Annotated in this window: 12 protein-coding genes; 10 read left to right on the forward strand and 2 right to left on the reverse strand. The window is 61.1% G+C overall.

Annotated elements, in window-relative coordinates; genetic code table 11:
- Positions 1-22: 22 nt before the first annotated feature.
- The 10 genes from Q0L25_RS12390 to trbE all read left to right on the forward strand — a co-directional run bounded on the left by Q0L25_RS12390 (position 23) and on the right by trbE (position 16481).
- Entirely contained in the window at positions 23-2386 is a 2364-nt protein-coding gene (locus Q0L25_RS12390; RefSeq protein WP_296614665.1) for a prolyl oligopeptidase family serine peptidase, read from the forward strand.
- 324 nt (positions 2387-2710) lie between these two features.
- On the forward strand, positions 2711-5299 hold the full coding sequence (locus tag Q0L25_RS12395; RefSeq protein ID WP_296614667.1) for a TonB-dependent receptor: 2589 nt from the start codon (positions 2711-2713) through the stop codon (positions 5297-5299).
- 545 nt (positions 5300-5844) lie between these two features.
- Positions 5845-7428 (forward strand): prolyl oligopeptidase family serine peptidase, encoded by a 1584-nt coding sequence (locus Q0L25_RS12400; RefSeq protein ID WP_296614669.1) that lies wholly within the window; start codon positions 5845-5847, stop codon positions 7426-7428.
- Between the two features lie 109 nt (positions 7429-7537).
- Positions 7538-9811, forward strand: coding sequence for a prolyl oligopeptidase family serine peptidase (locus Q0L25_RS12405; protein ID WP_296614673.1), 2274 nt, complete (start codon positions 7538-7540; stop codon positions 9809-9811).
- 190 nt (positions 9812-10001) lie between these two features.
- The gene (locus Q0L25_RS12410) at positions 10002-12044 is read left to right on the forward strand and encodes a conjugal transfer protein TraG (protein ID WP_296614674.1); all 2043 of its coding nucleotides are present in this window, start codon (positions 10002-10004) and stop codon (positions 12042-12044) included.
- A gap of 3 nt (positions 12045-12047) precedes the next feature.
- Positions 12048-12464, forward strand: a complete 417-nt coding sequence (locus tag Q0L25_RS12415; RefSeq protein WP_296614676.1) for a ribbon-helix-helix protein, CopG family — start codon at positions 12048-12050, stop codon at positions 12462-12464.
- Entirely contained in the window at positions 12461-13447 is a 987-nt protein-coding gene (gene trbB / locus Q0L25_RS12420) for a P-type conjugative transfer ATPase TrbB (RefSeq protein ID WP_296614678.1), read from the forward strand. The genes Q0L25_RS12415 and trbB overlap by 4 nt, the downstream gene beginning before the upstream one ends.
- A gap of 3 nt (positions 13448-13450) precedes the next feature.
- Positions 13451-13792, forward strand: a complete 342-nt coding sequence (locus Q0L25_RS12425) for a TrbC/VirB2 family protein (RefSeq protein ID WP_296614680.1) — start codon at positions 13451-13453, stop codon at positions 13790-13792.
- Positions 13789-14061 carry a VirB3 family type IV secretion system protein gene (locus Q0L25_RS12430; RefSeq protein WP_296614682.1) on the forward strand — a complete coding sequence of 91 codons (273 nt, stop codon included), beginning with the start codon at positions 13789-13791 and terminating at the stop codon, positions 14059-14061. Before Q0L25_RS12425 ends, Q0L25_RS12430 begins: the two co-directional genes overlap by 4 nt.
- Complete coding sequence (gene trbE / locus Q0L25_RS12435; RefSeq protein ID WP_296614685.1) at positions 14055-16481, forward strand: conjugal transfer protein TrbE; 2427 nt, start codon at positions 14055-14057, stop codon at positions 16479-16481. The genes Q0L25_RS12430 and trbE overlap by 7 nt, the downstream gene beginning before the upstream one ends.
- Before the next feature lie 46 nt (positions 16482-16527).
- On the opposite strand, the gene Q0L25_RS12440 is transcribed toward trbE, so the two are convergent.
- Both Q0L25_RS12440 and Q0L25_RS12445 read right to left on the reverse strand, forming a co-directional pair.
- The gene (locus tag Q0L25_RS12440) at positions 16528-17448 is read right to left on the reverse strand and encodes a nucleotidyl transferase AbiEii/AbiGii toxin family protein (RefSeq protein WP_296614687.1); all 921 of its coding nucleotides are present in this window, start codon (positions 17446-17448) and stop codon (positions 16528-16530) included.
- Positions 17448-18308, reverse strand: coding sequence for a type IV toxin-antitoxin system AbiEi family antitoxin domain-containing protein (locus Q0L25_RS12445; RefSeq protein WP_296614689.1), 861 nt, complete (start codon positions 18306-18308; stop codon positions 17448-17450). Before Q0L25_RS12445 ends, Q0L25_RS12440 begins: the two co-directional genes overlap by 1 nt.
- Positions 18309-18325: the final 17 nt, after the last annotated feature.

Here is an 18325-nt window from a genome sequence, read left to right on the forward strand (position 1 = left end):
GACAACACGCGGGCACGCCTTGGTGCTCATCGGCCTGTTGAGCTCGCTCATTTCGGCCACGGCCCTCGGACAGACGCGCTCTTACGGCGTGGAAGATCTTCTGTCCCTAGAAGATGTCGGCGAAGTTGCGCTGTCCCCGGATGGTGCACATACTGCCTTCGTTCGAGAGCGGCCGCTCAGGTCCTCGATGGTCGGGGACGATGAACTGTCCGCGGATGAGCCAGATCGGTCAGATGTTTGGATTGCGAGTGGCGACAAGATCGCTCTGAACATTACGAACGGTGGTATGGATCAAAGCAGCTGTGACTCGCCGGCTTGGTCCCCCGAGGGCGATCTGTTAGCCTTCGCGTGCCGCCGCGGGCCGAGAACGGGCTTATGGATATGGTCGAGCACCGGTTCGCTCAAGAGGATTTCGGAAAGCTCTGCTGAGGGCTTATCGTCACCGTCAGACAGACTTGTCTGGATCGACAATCAGCATGTTATGGTGGCTGTCGTATTGAGCGCCGTCCAGCGACGGCAATCTGTTCGCGTTCTGGATAGCAGCGTTCCGATCGATCTTGAAGATGCTGCCCAATCTGCTCTGTTGCTCATTGACGTCGCGAGCGGGCGCTCGAGCAAAGTCTCAACCTGGCCGAGAATACCTTCGGGAAGTGCACCGGAATGGCGGGCGTCAAGTCAGCCGTATGTGGCCCATGCTTACTTGGACAAGTTGATCGCCCCGTCGCAGGATGGCCCCCTTTCTGGGAGCGAAAACCCCGGCGAAAGCAGGTGGACGTTCGGTTATTTGTATAAGTTGAAGGTGCTGAAATTGGACGGATCGCCGATCCAGTTTAGCGGAGAGCAGCCTCAACGCATTCTTGGCTGGAGAGGGCGATCCTCGGAGGCCTTTGCGTGGCAACCTGGTGCCGCGAGATTGCTGGCAAGTGGCTTTGATGCTCAAGGTCGGAAGTCCTTGTTCCTGCTCGATGCAGCCAGCGGGTTAAGCGTTCGGGTTGGACGCGATCCCGGCATGTTGAACCTCGTTCCGGGGCGGGTGCGGTGGCCGAAAATCGGTGACCCAATCGTCGAGATGACCGACCCCCAATCGCATCGAAGGGCTTGGCATTCTGTTAAGCTGGATGAAAGTCGGGCCGCCATTTCTTCACAGAATGGTTCGGACGTCATCCTTGTCCATGATAGAGCCTACTGGCTAACGGACGGAAAATTGGTCTCCAGGGAGACCGGCACGTTGCTAGCGAGTGGAATCGCCGCCGTAGTGCGGACGAACCAGAATTCGACGATGCTGGCTTTCTACTCAAATGAGCCGGCGAGACACCTCAAATATCTCGATTTCACTTCCAAAAGGATCTCAACTCATCCTGTCGGACCAAGTTGGCGGCAATTGTCATATTTGTCAAAGCGCGCAGAGACACTCACTCTTGTCGAATCCAGCGAGTCCGAAAAAGTCGTCAAAATGTGCAGGAACGACAAGCCATGCACAATTCTCGCAACGACAAATGATTTTATAAAGAAAATCGACCTGCCGAGTGCGATTGACTTATACTATAGCGGCAACAATGGACAGATGCTGCGGGGCCAAGTTCTTTTTCCGCCTCATTACGATCGGGCACGGCGATACCCTGTCCTGACCTGGGTTTACAACGGCCTACGGCCCGCAAGTGTCGCAGACGATCCCGGTATTGTCCGGCGCTTTATTCCACTGGCATGGGACTATCAGGTCTTCCTTGGTGCCGGATATGTCGTCTTCATTCCTCAGATGCCGATAGCGCAGGTTCCGAGTCCGAACGCCGTAGGTGGAGAGGTGAGCGATCAGCTCGGTCACATGGCCGGATCGGTAGTTCCTGGTATCGACGAACTCATCGCGATGGGGGTCGCGGACCCAGATCGCCTATTTCTGTTGGGCATCAGTCATGGCGGCTTTTCTGTAAACGCCATGCTGTCCGAGACCGGGCGCTTCAAGGCAGCCGTCTCGGGCCATGGAATTTCCGATACTTTCAGCAGTTTTGGATCTTTCAACGGCCTGCCGGGGCGGACGACGCTCATAAACGAGGGATTGGACGGCGCCGGGCAGATCCTGGATCAAACCGGCATGGGCACTCCTCCGTGGGAGGATCCCGCGCGATATCTCCGGAACAATCCGATCGTCGCGTCGAAACGGATCTACACCCCGCTGCTCATTGTCAGTGGTGAGGACGATTACATCCAGTCGCAGCAACAGCAGGAGATGTTCTCGGCACTTATGCGGCAAGGCAAGCCAGCGCGCCTGCTCACTTTCCGAGGAGAAAGCCATACGCTCGAATCGCCGACTAATATCAGGAGGTTATGGGCGGAAATCTTTGCTTGGTTCGACCGGTTCGGAGGTCAGAACACAAACCCGCGGAACTAGGGCAGAAAGCTCGTTTTACATCGAGGCGTCTTCTCCCATGCGGCAGGGGATGCGCGGCGCCGCCCACTTCATCAGGCCTCATAGCCGAAGCAGCAGCTACTATCGCACGCAACGCCGGGATTGCACGCAGCCGCCGCCAAATAACGGAACGCAACCTGAGATCAATCCTTACTCAGACGCCATCTGCTGTGAGGCCTCCAGGCCTCAAGCTCAGCGCTGGGGATCGAGACGGAATACCGAACTGACAGTGTTACCCTTTAATGTCGTTCGATTGTCTCGCGGTACGAGGGGCTGATGAACCGCCCTGAATTTGGGGGGGGTAATATGATCCGGACACTCGCAGCAGCACTCGCAACCGGCAGCTGCCTCGTGGCGCTGGCCACGCCCGCGGCGGCGCAGACCCGCGATTTCAACGTTCCGGCCGGTTCGCTGAGGACAGCATTAGACACGTTCGCACGCCAATCTGGGCGCCAAGTGATCTATCGTGGCGATGAAGTTAGGTCGGCAAGGTCTCCTGGCGTCCGTGGAGCGCGCACGGCGGAGGAGGCGCTCGAAGCGCTGGTCGCCGGAACCGGCTTCACGATCAGGAAAGATTCCTCGGGAGCGTTTGCTGTGGTGCGCGTGGGAAACGCGCCCGCGGCCGATAGCATCACGTCATCTGAGGAGGCTGGGGGACGCCCGAGCGATCACTCCGAAATCATCGTAACAGGTACGAATATCCGGGGTATCGCTCCAGTTGGAGCGCCACTTACCACGTACAATCGCAAGGATATCGAAAAGACCGGTGCTTCCGATGTGCCGCAGTTCTTCCGAACAGTTCCGCAACTGTTTTCCAATATAGACGCGTCCACTACGACAACAAACCTCGACGCCGGCAGCGGCGCTGGGAATAGTTACGGTGGCGCCTCGGCCAACATCCATGGACTAGGATATGGCGCTACGCTCTCTCTCGTTAACGGTCACCGTTTGGCCCCCGCAGGAACAGGCGGATTGTTTGCCGATATCTCGGTGATTCCGCTTTCAGCCTTAGAACGAGTCGAGATTTTGCCTGATGGAGCCTCATCGGTGTACGGCGCGGATGCTGTTGCGGGGGTGGTAAATTTTGTAACGCGCAAAGATTATAGTGGCGTCGAACTTAATAGTCGAATCGCCGTTCCGACGCGAGGCGGTGGAAGAGAGCTATTCGGTTCGGTTGCCGCCGGGGCCAACTGGTCTAGCGGACACGTTTTCGCATCGGCGCAAATTCAGGATGCAAACGCAATAACCGTCTCACAAAGGTCCTTTATCTTGACGGACGCTCCGGCAGGAGTGCTCGATGGATACAACCTCGAGCCATCAACTCGCCAAATATCGACGTACGCGATTATTGAACAAAAAGTCTCAAACAACTTGCGGCTATCCGGAGACGTCTTGTTCTCACGCCGCAAGTTCCAATATTTCGTACCGACCGACACGTTCAATGACGAAAGTAACACTGGAAATGCCACACAGCTCGGCATCTCCGCGTCGCTAACATACGATGACGGCGGCCCTTGGAGCGCAATACTAGAGGGAAGTTACTCCCGCAACGACCAGAAGACCCTAAGGAGCATTCCTTCGTTTGACTTTACGGCCCCGTTCGACGCGAAGACATATTCAAAGTCTCTCGATGGTCGTATTCAAGGCGAGTTGTTTGACATCAACGGCAAGAGCGCAAAGTTTTCGGGTGGAGCTTCGCTACGCAAAGAAAGTCTCTCGGTTGATAATGGCTCGACAATTAAGTTAATCGACCGGAACGTCTGGAGCGGGTACGGCGAGTTGTACCTACCGCTTTTGTACGGCTCGGGTCTCGTAGAATTGTCTGCATCCGGCAGGTACGATCATTATACAGCTTTCGGCGGCGCATTTAGTCCTCGCTTAGCACTAAATTGGAGGCCTACTTCCGCGCTAGTGATTCGTGGGAGCTTCGGGCGATCTTTTCGTGCGCCGGATCTAGTACGGATTTCACCGGTCACTTACGTGGAAACGAGCGCTTTAGATCTACCGCTCGCATCATCACCAACCGGATATGGTACGCTGCTGACCGAGTCGCTCGGGTCAAATCCCGATTTGGGGCCGGAGCGCTCGCGCTCGATCAATTTTGGGGCTACTTGGAAGCCGTTCCGAAGAACCTCGCTGTCGATTACATACTTCAACGTGCTATTTCGTGATCGCATCGACTACCCGAGGCGTTCGAAGGGCACTATTGACACATTCACCGATCCAGCAATTAGCTTCTTTCTCGATAGAAATCCCTCAGCGGCTGAGGTGATGCGAATCCTGTCGGAGGCCCCGTTGGCGAATAACACCGGCTTGCTTACAGGAATAACTCACCCAGTGACGCCGGACAATGTTGCTGCAATTTACCGATCTTACCCACAGAATCACGCAATTACGCAAAACTCAGGGCTTGATTTCTCAGCTACGCAGAACTTCACTCTCGGCGCATGGGCTATCGATTCAGCGTTTACTGGAACATACCTCATCAAGAACCGCACCCAGCCAGGCCCCAACACGCCTTTCACCGACTTTCTGAATATCACCTTCAATCCGCCCCGCTTTCGCGCGCGAGCAAGTGTCGACGCAACCCACAATCGCGTGTCCGTGGGGACGGCCGCTAACTTCATCAATTCATACACGAATAATCTGACGGCGCCTGTATCGCGAGTGCATAGTTGGCTAACGGTTGATTTAAACGCGCGCTACGCATTCGGAAGGCGGGATAACGATAGCGAGCGTTGGGCGATTAGTCTCAACGTCGTAAATCTCTTTGACCGGAGGCCGCCCGTCGTAAGCGGTGAATACGGTCGATTTGGGGTGGCGTTTGACTATGACTCGGCGAATGCTTCGGCGCGAGGACGGGTCGTCTCGGCTCAACTGCAAGCAAAATTTTGAACATGTCTGCAAGTTATTCCAGACTGGCGCCGGCTGGGCTTCTACTGCTTGCTGCCTCGGCTGCTCTAAATGCGCAGCCGAGGCAGGGGCTGAATTCTTTCCAATCTGAATGTAAACAAGCGCTCGCTAACTGTGCAGATGCGTTTGCGCGCGGCATGCCTTGGCTGGCGGACCGGCGGGGGCAACGCGCGCTAGATTGGATCGATCGTGAAAACGACCGCACCATTTCGCTGTTGCCTTTACCGGTCCCGTCGGTGCAACGTTCAAACGCTGTGTCGGGCCCTCTCGACTTTTCACCCGGGACTGTCACGTTCAGCGGGGGATGGGCGTATCAACTGTTTCAAGATTCCACGCACCCAAGTGGTACCCTGCGTCGTCAACGGATAAGTTCATTTATTACTGGGGGAATCAATTGGGAAGACCTCCTGGACGTCGATGACCTCGGGCGGCAGTCTGGACGAACATTTAACATCCTTTCGCCGAGTGGCGAGATGTTCAGCCCTGGGCATAATCGGGTCTTGATCATATTGGCTCCCGGGGCTGACGTGGCCCGCGCCGAAGTGCGCGAATTCGATCTTGTGACAAAGGCATTTGTCCCGAACGGTCTTTCTGGCCCTGCCAACCTAGGAAAACCGTTTTGGCGAGATCAGAATTCTATCTTTTTGAACATTGGAAATGCAGATGGCACGGTCACGACAGTGATCAGGCAGCGAGGTCGGCCAGATCACATCCTAGCACGAGCTAAGGGGAGTGCAATTTATCCGGCGCGTGACAATCTAAAACGCATTCTCTTCCACATAGGCTCGGACGGCGAGCGAGTTCGTATCCTCAACGACAATGGAACTCTGTCACGCACTTCGTTCCCATCGGGGTGGCGATTTATGGGCATTGTCTATCAGGGCAGAGCCATCTTTCAGCTAGATAAGCCTTGGCGCGACAAGGTGCGCTCCTTTCCGAGCGGCTCCGTCGTTGCCGCTTCGCTAGATTTATTCCATTCGGGTAGGATCAGCGCTGAGCTCATTGTGAATCCGGACGCAACAAAGTCGATCGACAGGATCGTCGCGTCGCGCAACGGAATTACTATTGTCGGCCAGGAGGCCGGCCAAGGCACGGTTCGCACGCTGTCCAGAGTTGATGGCAAGTGGATTTTGAGGCGCGTCCCCTTTCCCTTGTTCGGGTCAATGGATACCCACCCCGGCCTCGTCGATATCGAGACCGGGCGAACATTTGTCGAGTTCCAGAGCTTCAATGTCCCCCCAACGTTGTTTGAGGTCGATATCCGCCATGCAGTCGCGCAGGTCGTTAGACGGCAAGCGGCGGATAAAGGATTGAGCGAAATAATCGTGGAACGGCGTTACGCTATATCGCCAGATGGCACACGAATACCGTATATGGTTGCTGGTCTCCGATCCACGCTCACAAAGCAAGCACCCTTAATTCTGGAAGCTTATGGGGCGTATGGTAACAGCATACCGGCCCTTTACGATGCTCAACTGCTGCGTTCATGGATTCTCAAAGGCGGCGCCTACGCTTTCGCCCAAATTCGGGGTGGGGCAGAATTCGGACCCTCATGGCACGTGACTGGTCTAAAGAGGCGCCACACCTACGAGGATTTTATCGCAGTCGCGCAGAATCTAGTCAGCCGCAGTTATACGGAGCCCTCAATGCTAGGTATCCGTGGTCATTCCGCGGGAGGGGCTTTGGTGCTGGTGGCTTTGAATATGAGGCCAGATCTTTTTAATGCCGTAGTGGCAGAGAACCCGGTGACAGACCTGTTTAGGATGGATTTAACGCAAACTGGTGACGCGGGGCAACGTGATGAATGGGGCGATCCAGCCAATGCCGCGGATCGAGCCTTCCTGGCGGAAACGTCCCCAATTCAAAATATGCGCCTCGATGGTGAAACAGCTCCTCCGTTTCTTCTAACTTCGACGACAGATTTTCGTGTCCATCCGGCGATGTCTCGTTGGTACGCCGCGAAGCTCGAACATGCGGGCAGGCCGTTCTTCTTTCATGAAGACCCAGAAGGTGGCCATGAAATCGGCTTCGCGAATTATAGGAAGAACCGCGAACTCGAATACGCGTATTTCTGGCAGCGACTAGACGTTTCGCGAAACTCCAAGAAGTAGTGCGTAACCTGATCGAGTTGCATGGCTTCCTTGTACCCCCCAGCGACGTCGAATGCGCTAGACAGATCAGTGGCGGACCTTGGCAATTCGTATTGGGAAGGAAGTTTTCTTGCGAAAGGTTTTCCTTTGGGGCGGAATCATCCTGGCGTGCTGTAGTGTGCCGGTTGCCGCTCAAGCGCCGTCGAGATTTAATGTTCGAGACTCAATCTCGCTTGAGCGCATCTACGATTTAAACGGTCATTCCGCTTCAGATCGATCAGAATTTGCGCTTTTTAGTCCCGACGGAACGATGTTCGTTATCGAAACACGCCGTGGGTCTATGGCTGACGGCGAACTGGAAACGAAGCTCTATCTCTTTCGACGGACCGTGAACGACGGCGGGCATTGGGCTGTTGCTGGCGTAGCGTTTCGATCAAAGGCCTCACGGGAGGAGCAAATCCCGAACGGGTTCGTATGGATATCAAATAGCGATATTGGATTTTTGAAGCCAGATGAGCGGGGACGCTTTCAGGCATTTGCAATCGACGTGCAATCCTCCCGTTTACGACAGCTAACGCACTCGCGAACGTCAGTGGCTTCGTTTGCAATGTCGGGCAAAACGTTGGTCTATTATGCATACGATGAGGCACCGGCGATCGCTGCTGCGCACGCAGTGACGAACCAGAATATTCGCGAGATTCTTGCTCCTCCGCCCACGAACTCGGACACCCTGTCCCTCTATTCATCGTCTTTATCTTCAAGCGGTTCTACGCGGAAGATCGGCCCGAGCGTCTACTTGGCGTGGCCTTACCGGCAAATCTGGCCAGCGCCCGATGGCCGTTTTGCGGTGACGCTCTGGCCCGCAATTGATGCTCCCAGCGAATGGGCGGATTATCGCGTTCGCGATTACGCACAGTTCAGCTTTAGTCCGGAGCGGCGTAGGTCGGATCCGACGTCCAAGGATCTATCCTTTCGACATCGCTATGTGCTGATCGATTTGAGGACTGGCGTCCTGCGACCGTTGATCGACGCTCCGACGGGATTTTTTTCGAACAATGGAACACCCAGAAAAGTTTTCTGGTCGACCGATTCGAAGAGCGTCATTGTGAGCAACACCTACCTCTCTTTGATCGGTGTCCGGCCGGAAGAAAGGGTGTTGCGGACAAGGTATCCAGCCACAGTGGAGGTGAATATCGAAACTCAAAGCCTCAACTTGGTTCTGCGCGAAAGCGGTCTATCGGATGAGGACGCATTGCAAAATAAGCGCATGGCTTTCCGGATCGATGATTTAAGCTTCGACGGCGCACGATTAACCGCACTGAGGACGTCCCGGAATCCTCAATCGGATGCGCTGGAACAGCACAGTGATCGCTACCAGAAGACGGGTGACACGTGGAGATTGCTCGATACCAGATTGGCTAAAAAGGGGCCTGCCGCACCGTTTCTCAAGAGCGGCCTCAATGAGAGGCCCAAAATCTTCGAGATAACGTCGATGGGCCCGGAGGTCATATTCGATCCTAACCCCCAAGCTGAGCGGTATAGTTTTGGCCGTGTCGAAGCGATCGAATGGACTGACCCGGCCTACCAGGTCCGGTGGAAGGGATCGGTCACTTATCCGCCTGGTCACAAGCTTGGACAAAAACATCCGCTGATCGTGCAGACTCACGGCTTCAATCCGACCGAATTCCTGACTGATGGGCCGGACGGATCCAGCAGTGCCATGGCGGCGCAACCCCTGGCCAATGCTGGGTTCGTCGTCCTGCAGGTCGAGGACAATAGCCAAGCGATGTCTGACCGTGCAAATGAGGTCGATCGTTTTGTTGAAGGCTACCGAGCGGGTATCGCGCACTTGGTGCAACGGGGACTCGTCGACGAGGCAAATATTGGCATTATCGGCTGGAGCCGGACCGGCCTCTACACGGCGATGCTGATTGCCAAGTACCCAAAACTCATGAAAGCAGCGACAATTGCGGATTCAGTGCAGCCCGGTTATCTGACAACCAATCTCCTGCTCTTGGGCCAAGGCCCCGACGTCTATGGCGACATCGCTGGCCTCTCCGTCACCAGGCCGGGATCGCCCCTTCAAGATTACGTGGCAGACCCGTTTTATAATCTAGCGAAAACAGAAACCGCCGTGAGACTTGAGGCTGACACGGGCGACAATGGACGCCCTGACGCACTACCTATGTGGGAAACCTTTGCCGTGCTGAAGCGGGCGGGCCGAAAGGTGGATTTCGTCGTGTTTCCCGATGGGAGCCATAGCCAGATGATGCCTCGCGAACGCTTGGAATCGCAGGGGGGAAATGTCGACTGGTTCAGTTATTGGCTGATGGGGAAAAGATCAAAATCAATTGCAACCACGACTGACTACGCCCGCTGGGATGCACTAGGAAGCCGTCAATAGGAGCGCCATCAATCCTCTGGCCGACGCGTCTTTCAATGACAGCGCGAAATCACGTGCTCAGGACTTGGACACCTCGTAGACCCCAAGAAGGCGTTCAGTGTCCCCACCCGGTCTCTGACGCTCGAACTCCAATTCAGCGATTTTTGAGCCAGCCCGCGAGTGAGTGACTCGGATGCGGGCGGAGGCTCGCATGACCCCGACCAAGCTGCTCATTGGCCAGATCCTCGTTGTGCTCGCGATTATCGTCGCGAGCATCTGGACGGCGACGCAATGGGCCGCCGCGAGCCTCGCCTATCAGCCCGAACTCGGCCCGGCCTGGTTCACGCTGTTCGACACGCCGGTCTACCATCCATGGTCGATCTTCCCGTGGTGGTTCTCGTTCGACGCCTATGCGCCGATCATCTTCGACGAGGCGGGCGCAATCGCGGCAACCGGCGGATTTGTCGGCTGCGGCGCTGCAATCGTCGGCTCGGTGTGGCGGGCACGGCAGTCGAGCAATGTCACGACCTACGGCTCGGCGCGCTGGGCGACGAACCGGGACATTGGCGCCGCTGGACTGCTCGGCGACAGCGGCGTCGCGCTCGGCCGGATCGGCAGCCGCGATCTCCGCCATGACGGTCCCGAACATGTCATGGCGTTCGCGCCGACGCGATCGGGCAAAGGCGTGGGCCTCGTTGTCCCGACCTTGCTCAGCTGGACGGGCTCGGCGGTCGTCCACGACATCAAGGGCGAGAACTGGCAGCTGACCGCCGGCTGGCGCGCGAAGTTCTCGCACTGCCTGCTGTTCAACCCGACCGACGCGCGCTCGGCCCGCTACAATCCGCTGCTGGAAGTCCGTCGTGGAACCGACGAGGTCCGCGACGTCCAGAATATCGCCGACATTTTGGTGGACCCCGAAGGCGCGCTCGAACGCCGCAACCACTGGGAGAAGACCAGCCACTCGCTGCTGGTCGGCGCGATCCTCCACGTCCTTTACGCCGAGCAGGACAAGACGCTCGCCCGTGTCGCGACCTTCCTGTCCGATCCCCAGCGTCCCTTCGCCGCGACGCTGCGGCGAATGATGACCACCAACCATCTCGGGAGCGAAGATGCGCCGCTCGTCCATCCCGTCGTCGCCTCGGCCGCGCGCGAGCTGCTCAACAAGAGCGAGAACGAACGCTCGGGCGTGCTGTCGACGGCGATGTCGTTCCTCGGCCTCTATCGCGATCCGACTGTGGCGGCGGTCACGTCACGCTCGGACTGGCGCATCGCCGATCTGGTCGAAGCGCCACATCCGGTCTCGCTTTACCTCGTCGTGCCGCCGTCCGACATCAGCCGGACCAAGCCGCTGATCCGCCTGGTGCTCAACCAGATCGGCCGCCGCCTGACCGAGAAACTCCACGCCGCCGGCCCGAATGCCGCATCGGGCGCGAGCCGGCACCGCCTGCTGATGATGCTCGACGAGTTCCCCGCGCTAGGCCGACTCGACTTCTTCGAGACGAGCCTCGCCTTCCTCGCCGGCTATGGCGTTCGCGCCTTCCTGATCGCGCAGAGCCTCAACCAGATCGAGAAAGCTTACGGCGAGCACAACGCGATCCTCGACAATTGCCACGTCCGCATTGCCTTCGCGACCAATGACGAGCGCACCGCCAAGCGCATCTCCGACGCGCTCGGCACGGCGACCGAGCAGCGCGCGATGCGCAACTATGCCGGTCACCGGCTGGCGCCGTGGCTCGCGCATGTCATGGTCAGCCGGCAGGAAACGGCCCGAGCGCTGCTGACGCCGGGCGAGGTGATGCAGCTCAGTCCCAGCGATGAGCTGGTGCTGGTCTCCGGCCACCCGCCGATCCGCGCGAAAAAGCTGCGCTATTTTGAGGATCACCGGTTCACCGCCCGCGTCCTCCCCGCTCCGCCGCTCGATACCGATGGCTATGCCGACCGTCCCGCCGCGCGGCCCGACGACTGGACCGGCCAAGTGCGGACCATCGACATGCGGCTCGCCGGCGATGCCGACGGTGACGATGGCAGCGACACCGGCGGCCTCGAACAGGCGCGGCACCCGGCGCACGAAATCGAACCCGCCATCGCCATCGAACCGGAGGTCGCCGATCCGCTCGGCCTCGGCGAGGATGATGGCGACCAGGCGGCCGAACGTCGGGCGATGGACCGCGTACAAGCGCTCGGTGCCGCGCGCACCGTCTACGGCATCGACGCGGCCTCGGGCCGCCCCGACGACCTGCAGCTGGGGTTCTGACCGATGCAGAAGGTCCGCCATCAGCTGTTCCTGGCCAAGCCGCTCTCCGACCGGCTCGAAGCGCTTGCCGCCAAGCCCGGCGCCAGCAAGTCGGCGATCCTCGAAGATGCGGTCACCGCCTGGCTCAACCGCCGCGGCGCCTCGGAGCTGGAAGAGCGGTTCGCGATCCGGCTCGATCGGCTGACCCAGACGATCGGCCGCGTCGACCGCGAGACTTATCTGATCCTCGAGACGCTGGCGCTGTTCATCCGCTTCGAACTCGCGATCCAGACCCCGCTGGCCGAGAACGACCAGGCCGGACGCGCGCTCGGTGCGAAGCGGTTCGAAGCCTTCGTGACGCAAGTCGGGCGGCAGGTTTCGACGGGGCGCCGTTCGCTCGGTGCGGACACGCTCTCCGCGCAGCCGGAGAGCGACGCATGAGCATCAGCCTCTCCGCCGAGCGCCGCCGCCGCATGCTGATCACCGCGCTCGGCGCCGATATCGCCACAGCCATGCGCGACGCGCAGGTCATCGAGATCATGGTCAATCCCGACGGCGCGCTGAGGCTCGACCGATTGGGCGAAGGCCGGGTCGATACCGAGGTCCGGATCGAGCCGGAACAGGTCGAGCGGGTCATCCGGCTGGTGGCGAGCCATGCCCGCGCCGAAGTGCATGGCGAGCATCCCATCATCTCTGCGGAACTGCCCGCGCACATAGAAGGCCGGGCGGGCGAACGGTTCGAAGGACTGCTGCCGCCGGTGGCAACCGCGCCCTGCTTCTCAATCCGCAAGCCGGCGCAGCGGCTCTACACGCTCGACGACTATGTTGCCGACGGACTGATGCCGGAGACGGTCGCGGACACATTGCGCGCGGCGGTCACGCAGCGGTTCAATATCCTGGTCGCCGGTGGGACCAGCTCGGGCAAGACGACGCTTGCCAACGCGCTGCTCGCGGAAATGGCCCTGGTCGATGCCCGCGTCATCCTGATCGAGGACACGCGCGAGCTGCAATGCCCGCTGCCCGACACGGTCGCGCTGCGGACGCGGCCGCCGCACGTATCCATGACCGATCTCGTCCGCTCGACGATGCGGCTACGCCCCGACCGCATCATCGTCGGCGAAGTCCGCGGCCCCGAAGCGCTCGACATGCTCAAGGCCTGGAACACCGGGCACCCGGGCGGGATCGCGACCGTCCATGCCAACAGCGCGGCCGCCGCGCTCACCCGCGTCGAGCAGCTCGTGCAGGAGGCGGTGGTCACTGTCCCGCGCCGGCTCATCGCCGAAGCGATCGACATCGTCGTGTTCATTTCCGGCCGCGGCATCGACCGCCGCGTCTCGACCGTCGCGCGCGTCGCCGGGCTCGACCCGGACACCGGCGCCTACGCGCTCGCCGATCTTCCCACTCTCAATCCCAAGGAGTCCTGACCCATGACACACGCCCATCGTTTCCGCCTGTCCGCCCCTCGTCCGCTGCTCGTCGGGGCTGCGATCGGCCTTGCGCTGATCGCCGCAACCAATGCCCAGGCCGCCGGCTCGGGCATGCCGTGGGAGCAGCCGCTCCAACAGGTGCTGGAATCCGTCCAGGGCCCGGTCGCCAAGATCGTGGCGGTGATCATCATTATCGTCACCGGCCTCACGCTCGCGTTCGGCGAGACCGCCGGCGGGTTCCGGCGGCTGATCCAGATCGTGTTCGGCCTGTCGATCGCCTTCGCCGCGTCGAGCTTCTTCCTGTCCTTCTTCAGCTTCGGCGGCGGGGCGCTGATCGCATGATCGGCAACGGCCAGCATATCGACGGCTTCGAGGTGCCGATCCATGGCTCGCTCGGGAGTCCGCTGCTGCTCGGTGGCGCCCCGCGCGGGCTGGCGATCGTCAACGGCACGCTGGCCGCGGCGGTCGGCCTGGGCCTCCAGCAATGGCTGGCCGGAGTGCTGCTCTGGGCGGTCGGGCACAGCATCGCGGTGATGGCGGCGCGCCGCGATCCCAGCTTCGCGCCCGCCCTTCTTCGCCACATCCGCCAGAAGGGCTATTTCGCATGCTGAGCCTGCGGGAATATCGCCCGTCCGCCGAGCGGCTCGCCGATCATCTGCCCTGGGCGGCGTTGGTCGCGCCGGGCATCGTCCTCAACAAGGACGGCAGCTTCCTGCGCGTGCTGGCGTTCCGCGGGCCCGACCTCGAATCCGCGACCGAGGCCGAGCTGGTCTCGGCCTGCGCGCGGGCGAACAACGCGCTCAAACGCTTCGGCAGCGGCTGGGCGCTGTTCTTCGATGCCGAGCGGCGCGAAAGCCTCGCCTATCCCGACGGCGACTTTCCCGATGCGGCGAGCTGGCTGGTCGACAACGAACGCCGCGCCGCATTCGAGGCCGAGGGCACGCATTTCGAGAGCCGCTACCATCTGACGCTGACCTGGCTGCCGCCGGCCGACGCGACCGACCGGGCGGCAAGCTCGCTGATCGAGCGGCCCGACGCCGATTTGGGCCGCGACTGGCGCGGCGCGCTCGCGAGCTTCATCGCCGAAACCGACCGGGTGCTCGACCTGCTTGGCGGCTTCATGGCCGACGTGCGGGCGCTCGACGACGACGACACGCTGACCTTCCTGCACGGCACGATCTCGGACCGCCGGCATCCGGTCATCGCGCCCGAGACGCCGATGTATCTCGACGGAGTGCTTGCCGACACGCCGCTGGTTGGCGGGCTCGAGCCGAAGCTTGGCGAGCTGCACATCCGCACGCTCACCATCCTCGGCTTCCCGAGCCTCAGCCGGCCGGGCATCCTTGACGCGCTCAACCATCAGGATTTCGGCTACCGCTGGGTGACGCGCTTCATCGCGCTCGACAAGACGCTCGCGACCAAGACGCTGACCAGCCTCCGACGCCAGTGGTTCAACAAGCGCAAGTCGATCACCGCGATGCTGCGCGAAGTGCTCTACAATCAGCCGGCGCAGCTGCTCGACAGCGACGCCGACAACAAGGTCGTCGACGCCGACCAGGCGCTGCAGGCGCTCGGCGGCGACCATGTCGCGTTCGGCTATCTGACCGCGACGATCACGGTGACCGACGCCGATCGTGCCGCGGTCGAGGACAAGGTCCGTAGCGTCGAACGGATCGTCAACGGGCTCGGCTTCACTTGCGTGCGCGAAGGTGTGAACGCCGTCGAGGCGTGGCTTTCGAGCCTGCCGGGTCACGTCTATGCCAATGTCCGGCAGCCGCTCGTCCATACACTTAATCTCGCCCACTTGATGCCGCTGTCGTCGGTGTGGGCGGGGCCCGCGCGCAACGCCCATCTGGGCGGTCCGCCTCTCCTCGTCGCAAAGACCGCGGGCTCGACGCCGTTCCGCCTCTCCACGCATGTCGGCGACGTCGGCCATATGATGGTGGTCGGCCCAACCGGGGCGGGCAAGTCGGTGCTGCTGAGCCTGATCGCCCTCCAGTTCCGCCGCTATCCGCAAGCTCAGGTCTATATCTTCGATAAGGGGAACTCCGCCCGCGCCGCCGTGCTGGCGATGGGCGGCGCGCACCACGCGCTCGGCTCGGCGGAGGCGGACGGCGAGGCGCTGGCGTTCCAGCCTCTCGCCGGGATCGATGACGCCGGCGAACGCAGCTGGGCGTCCGAATGGATCGCGGCCCTGCTCGCGCATGAGAATGTGCCGGTCACGCCGGAAGTGAAGGATCAGGTCTGGACCGCGCTCGGCAGTCTCGCCTCGGCGCCGCGCGAGGAACGCACGATGACGGGCCTGGCGCTCTTGCTCCAGTCGAACGCGCTGCGGATCGCGCTCCAGCCGTATACGCTCGAAGGCCCGCATGGCCGGCTGCTCGATGCGGCCGAACAGCAACTCGCGCTCGCCGACGTCCAGTGTTTCGAGACCGAGGCGCTGATGGGGCAGACCGGCGCGGTCGCCCCGGTGCTGACCTATCTTTTCCACCGGCTGGAAGAGCGGTTTGACGGGCGGCCGACGCTGCTCATCCTCGACGAGGCCTGGATCTTCCTCGACCATCCGCTGTTCGCCGCGCGCATCCGCGAATGGCTCAAGGTGCTGCGCAAGAAGAACGTCGCGGTGCTGTTCGCGACGCAGAGCCTCGCCGACATCGCCGGCGCGGCGATTGCGCCCGCGATCATCGAAAGCTGCCCGCAGCGCATCCTGCTGCCGAACGATCGCGCAATCGAGCCGCAGGGGCACGACATCTATGCGCGGTTCGGTCTCAACGACCGCCAGATCGAGCTGATCGCCCGCGCCACGCCCAAGCGGCATTATTACCTGCAATCGGCACGCGGCAACCGGCTGTTCGAGCTGGGGCTCGGGCCCATCGCGCTGGCGCTGTGCGCCACGTCCGATCCCGCGACGCAGGCGCGCATCGACGCGATCCTGGCCGAACATGGTCGCGACGGCTTCACCGAGGCGTTTCTGCGCGATGCCGGGCTGGACTGGGCGGCGGAACTGGTCGCAGCCTTCTTGCCGCGGTGAAGTCGCATCCGGCCGCGGTGTTGCCCGCGGCCGGTCGCGACTGTCGCTATCGGTCGGCGAGCAAGGCGTCGAGTGCGGCTAGCTGAGCGTCGAACTTGGCGCGCTGCTCCGTTCGGAAGCGATTGAGGTTGCGTAACTTCCATTGCACCGCGGGAAGCTCGGACGCATCGATCGGCAGGTCGAGGAGCGGCCAGTCGGGGTTGCCCGCGAAGAAGGATCGAAGGAACGCGGCAGGCGCATCGTTACGCACCCGCTGCTGGAGGTCAGCCACCAGTTTCGTCCGGATATCGAGCAGCGCCGCGAGCGGTACCGGTTCGACGGTCATGCCGGCGAATTCGCCCGAATAGAGCGCATCGATGTCGAGGGGATGCGGATCGAGCAGTTCGTGGGGCGGACGGTTGTGGCTGACGAGATAGACGAGGAACGCCTTGAAGAGATCGTCGGTGATACCTTCATTCTCGTACAGGTAATGAATGTCGAAAAGGTCGCGCGGATGCTGGCGATCGAGCGCGGCAGCGATCTTGCCGGCATAGAGATCGGGGAGCGCCACCACCTGCATTTCCGCATAGCCGAACCGGTCCTCGACCGTCGGGCGGACCGCGCGAAGCTCTGGCGCGTACACCGTGCCGCGCAGGACCGGGCTCACTTCGATCTTGATCTGGGCGGCTCCGGCCCGAACGACGAGCTTGGCGCCCTCTCGCGAAGTTTGCTCGGTGACCTTGGCGTCGAGACGCTTGCGCAGCGCACCGGCTATCCGCGCGAACCCGTCGTGAATGGCCGCCAGCGATTCGGCGCGCGCGGCGACCGGCAGGTAAACGAGGTCGATATCCACCGAGAGCCGGGGCAGGTCCCGCACGAACAGGTTGATCGCGGTGCCGCCCTTGAGCGCGAACATCTCCTCACGGGCGATCTCGGGAATGGCGCGTACGAGCAGGCTGACCTGCGCCGAATAAATCTCCGCCGACATCAAGTAGCCTTCCGTCGGCCTTTGGATGTCCGGGATCTCGGCACGGTGATCAGGAACTCCGGATCATACTCGCCGTCAGGTACGATCTGGCGCTTGCCCGAGCCGATATCGATGTCGGCGGCGCGCAGTCGCCGCGACCAGGCGTGGCGGTGCTGCCCCATGAAGTAGAGGAAGAGCCGCTTCGCCTTGACGCTGCGGCATGCCTTCAGCAGCGCCTCGGTGAGCTTGGGCCTGAGCGTGGTCAAACCCTCGAACAGCTCGGCGCCGTGCTGGAAGCTCACTGTCCCCGGCACCTCTTCCAGCGTCTCCAGGATGGCGCGCTCCAGGCCGGAAACGCGCAGATACTGGCGATGCGCGGGGGATGCGGCGCTCGACGCTTCGGGTGCCGCCAGCGTCATGGTGACGAGGTCAAGCGCCCGTGTCTCCAGGCCGAGATCCGGATCGGCATCGCCGAACAGCTTGCGCGAGCGGATGTCGATGTCGGCGTTCAAATCAAGCCGGCGGAGGTAAGAGCGCACCGCAGGGGCTTCGGTGTAAAGCCAGATGCGTCGTCTTCCGAGCGGGGCATATTGCCAATAGCCGCTGAGCTCGAGCGCGGTCATGCCGCCGACATGCACCGGGGCTATCAGCAGCGTCTGCAGGGAAAGGACAGCGATCGCCCAGTCGACCGTGCCGTTGCTGCCGGATTCGGGACGGCGATAAAGGCGCGAGCCGACCCGCTCCAGCCAGCCGCGCGCGACATAGTCGCGAAGCGACGAGGCGCCGAGTCCGAGATCGGAAAGCCATGCCGCGTCCACCACGTATCGCTCGGGCAGCGCGTGCATCAATCGGTTCAGAAGTTCGGCTCTTCTTGCGCGCATGACGCAGTTCTTAGCCT

This window comes from Sphingomonas sp., from assembly GCF_024508665.1.
Lineage (GTDB): Bacteria > Pseudomonadota > Alphaproteobacteria > Sphingomonadales > Sphingomonadaceae > Sphingomonas.

Bases quoted from the DNA above. Each gene is read 5' to 3' on its own strand.
- Q0L25_RS12395 (WP_296614667.1), top strand. From the start codon at position 2,711: ATGATCCGGACACTCGCAGCAGCACTCGCAACCGGCAGCTGCCTCGTG.
- Q0L25_RS12410 (WP_296614674.1), top strand. From the start codon at position 10,002: ATGACCCCGACCAAGCTGCTCATTGGCCAGATCCTCGTTGTGCTCGCG.
- Q0L25_RS12415 (WP_296614676.1), top strand. From the start codon at position 12,048: ATGCAGAAGGTCCGCCATCAGCTGTTCCTGGCCAAGCCGCTCTCCGAC.
- Q0L25_RS12440 (WP_296614687.1), bottom strand. From the start codon at position 17,448: ATGTCGGCGGAGATTTATTCGGCGCAGGTCAGCCTGCTCGTACGCGCC.
- trbB (WP_296614678.1), top strand. From the start codon at position 12,461: ATGAGCATCAGCCTCTCCGCCGAGCGCCGCCGCCGCATGCTGATCACC.
- trbE (WP_296614685.1), top strand. From the start codon at position 14,055: ATGCTGAGCCTGCGGGAATATCGCCCGTCCGCCGAGCGGCTCGCCGAT.
- Q0L25_RS12445 (WP_296614689.1), bottom strand. From the start codon at position 18,308: ATGCGCGCAAGAAGAGCCGAACTTCTGAACCGATTGATGCACGCGCTG.
- Q0L25_RS12430 (WP_296614682.1), top strand. From the start codon at position 13,789: ATGATCGGCAACGGCCAGCATATCGACGGCTTCGAGGTGCCGATCCAT.
- Q0L25_RS12425 (WP_296614680.1), top strand. From the start codon at position 13,451: ATGACACACGCCCATCGTTTCCGCCTGTCCGCCCCTCGTCCGCTGCTC.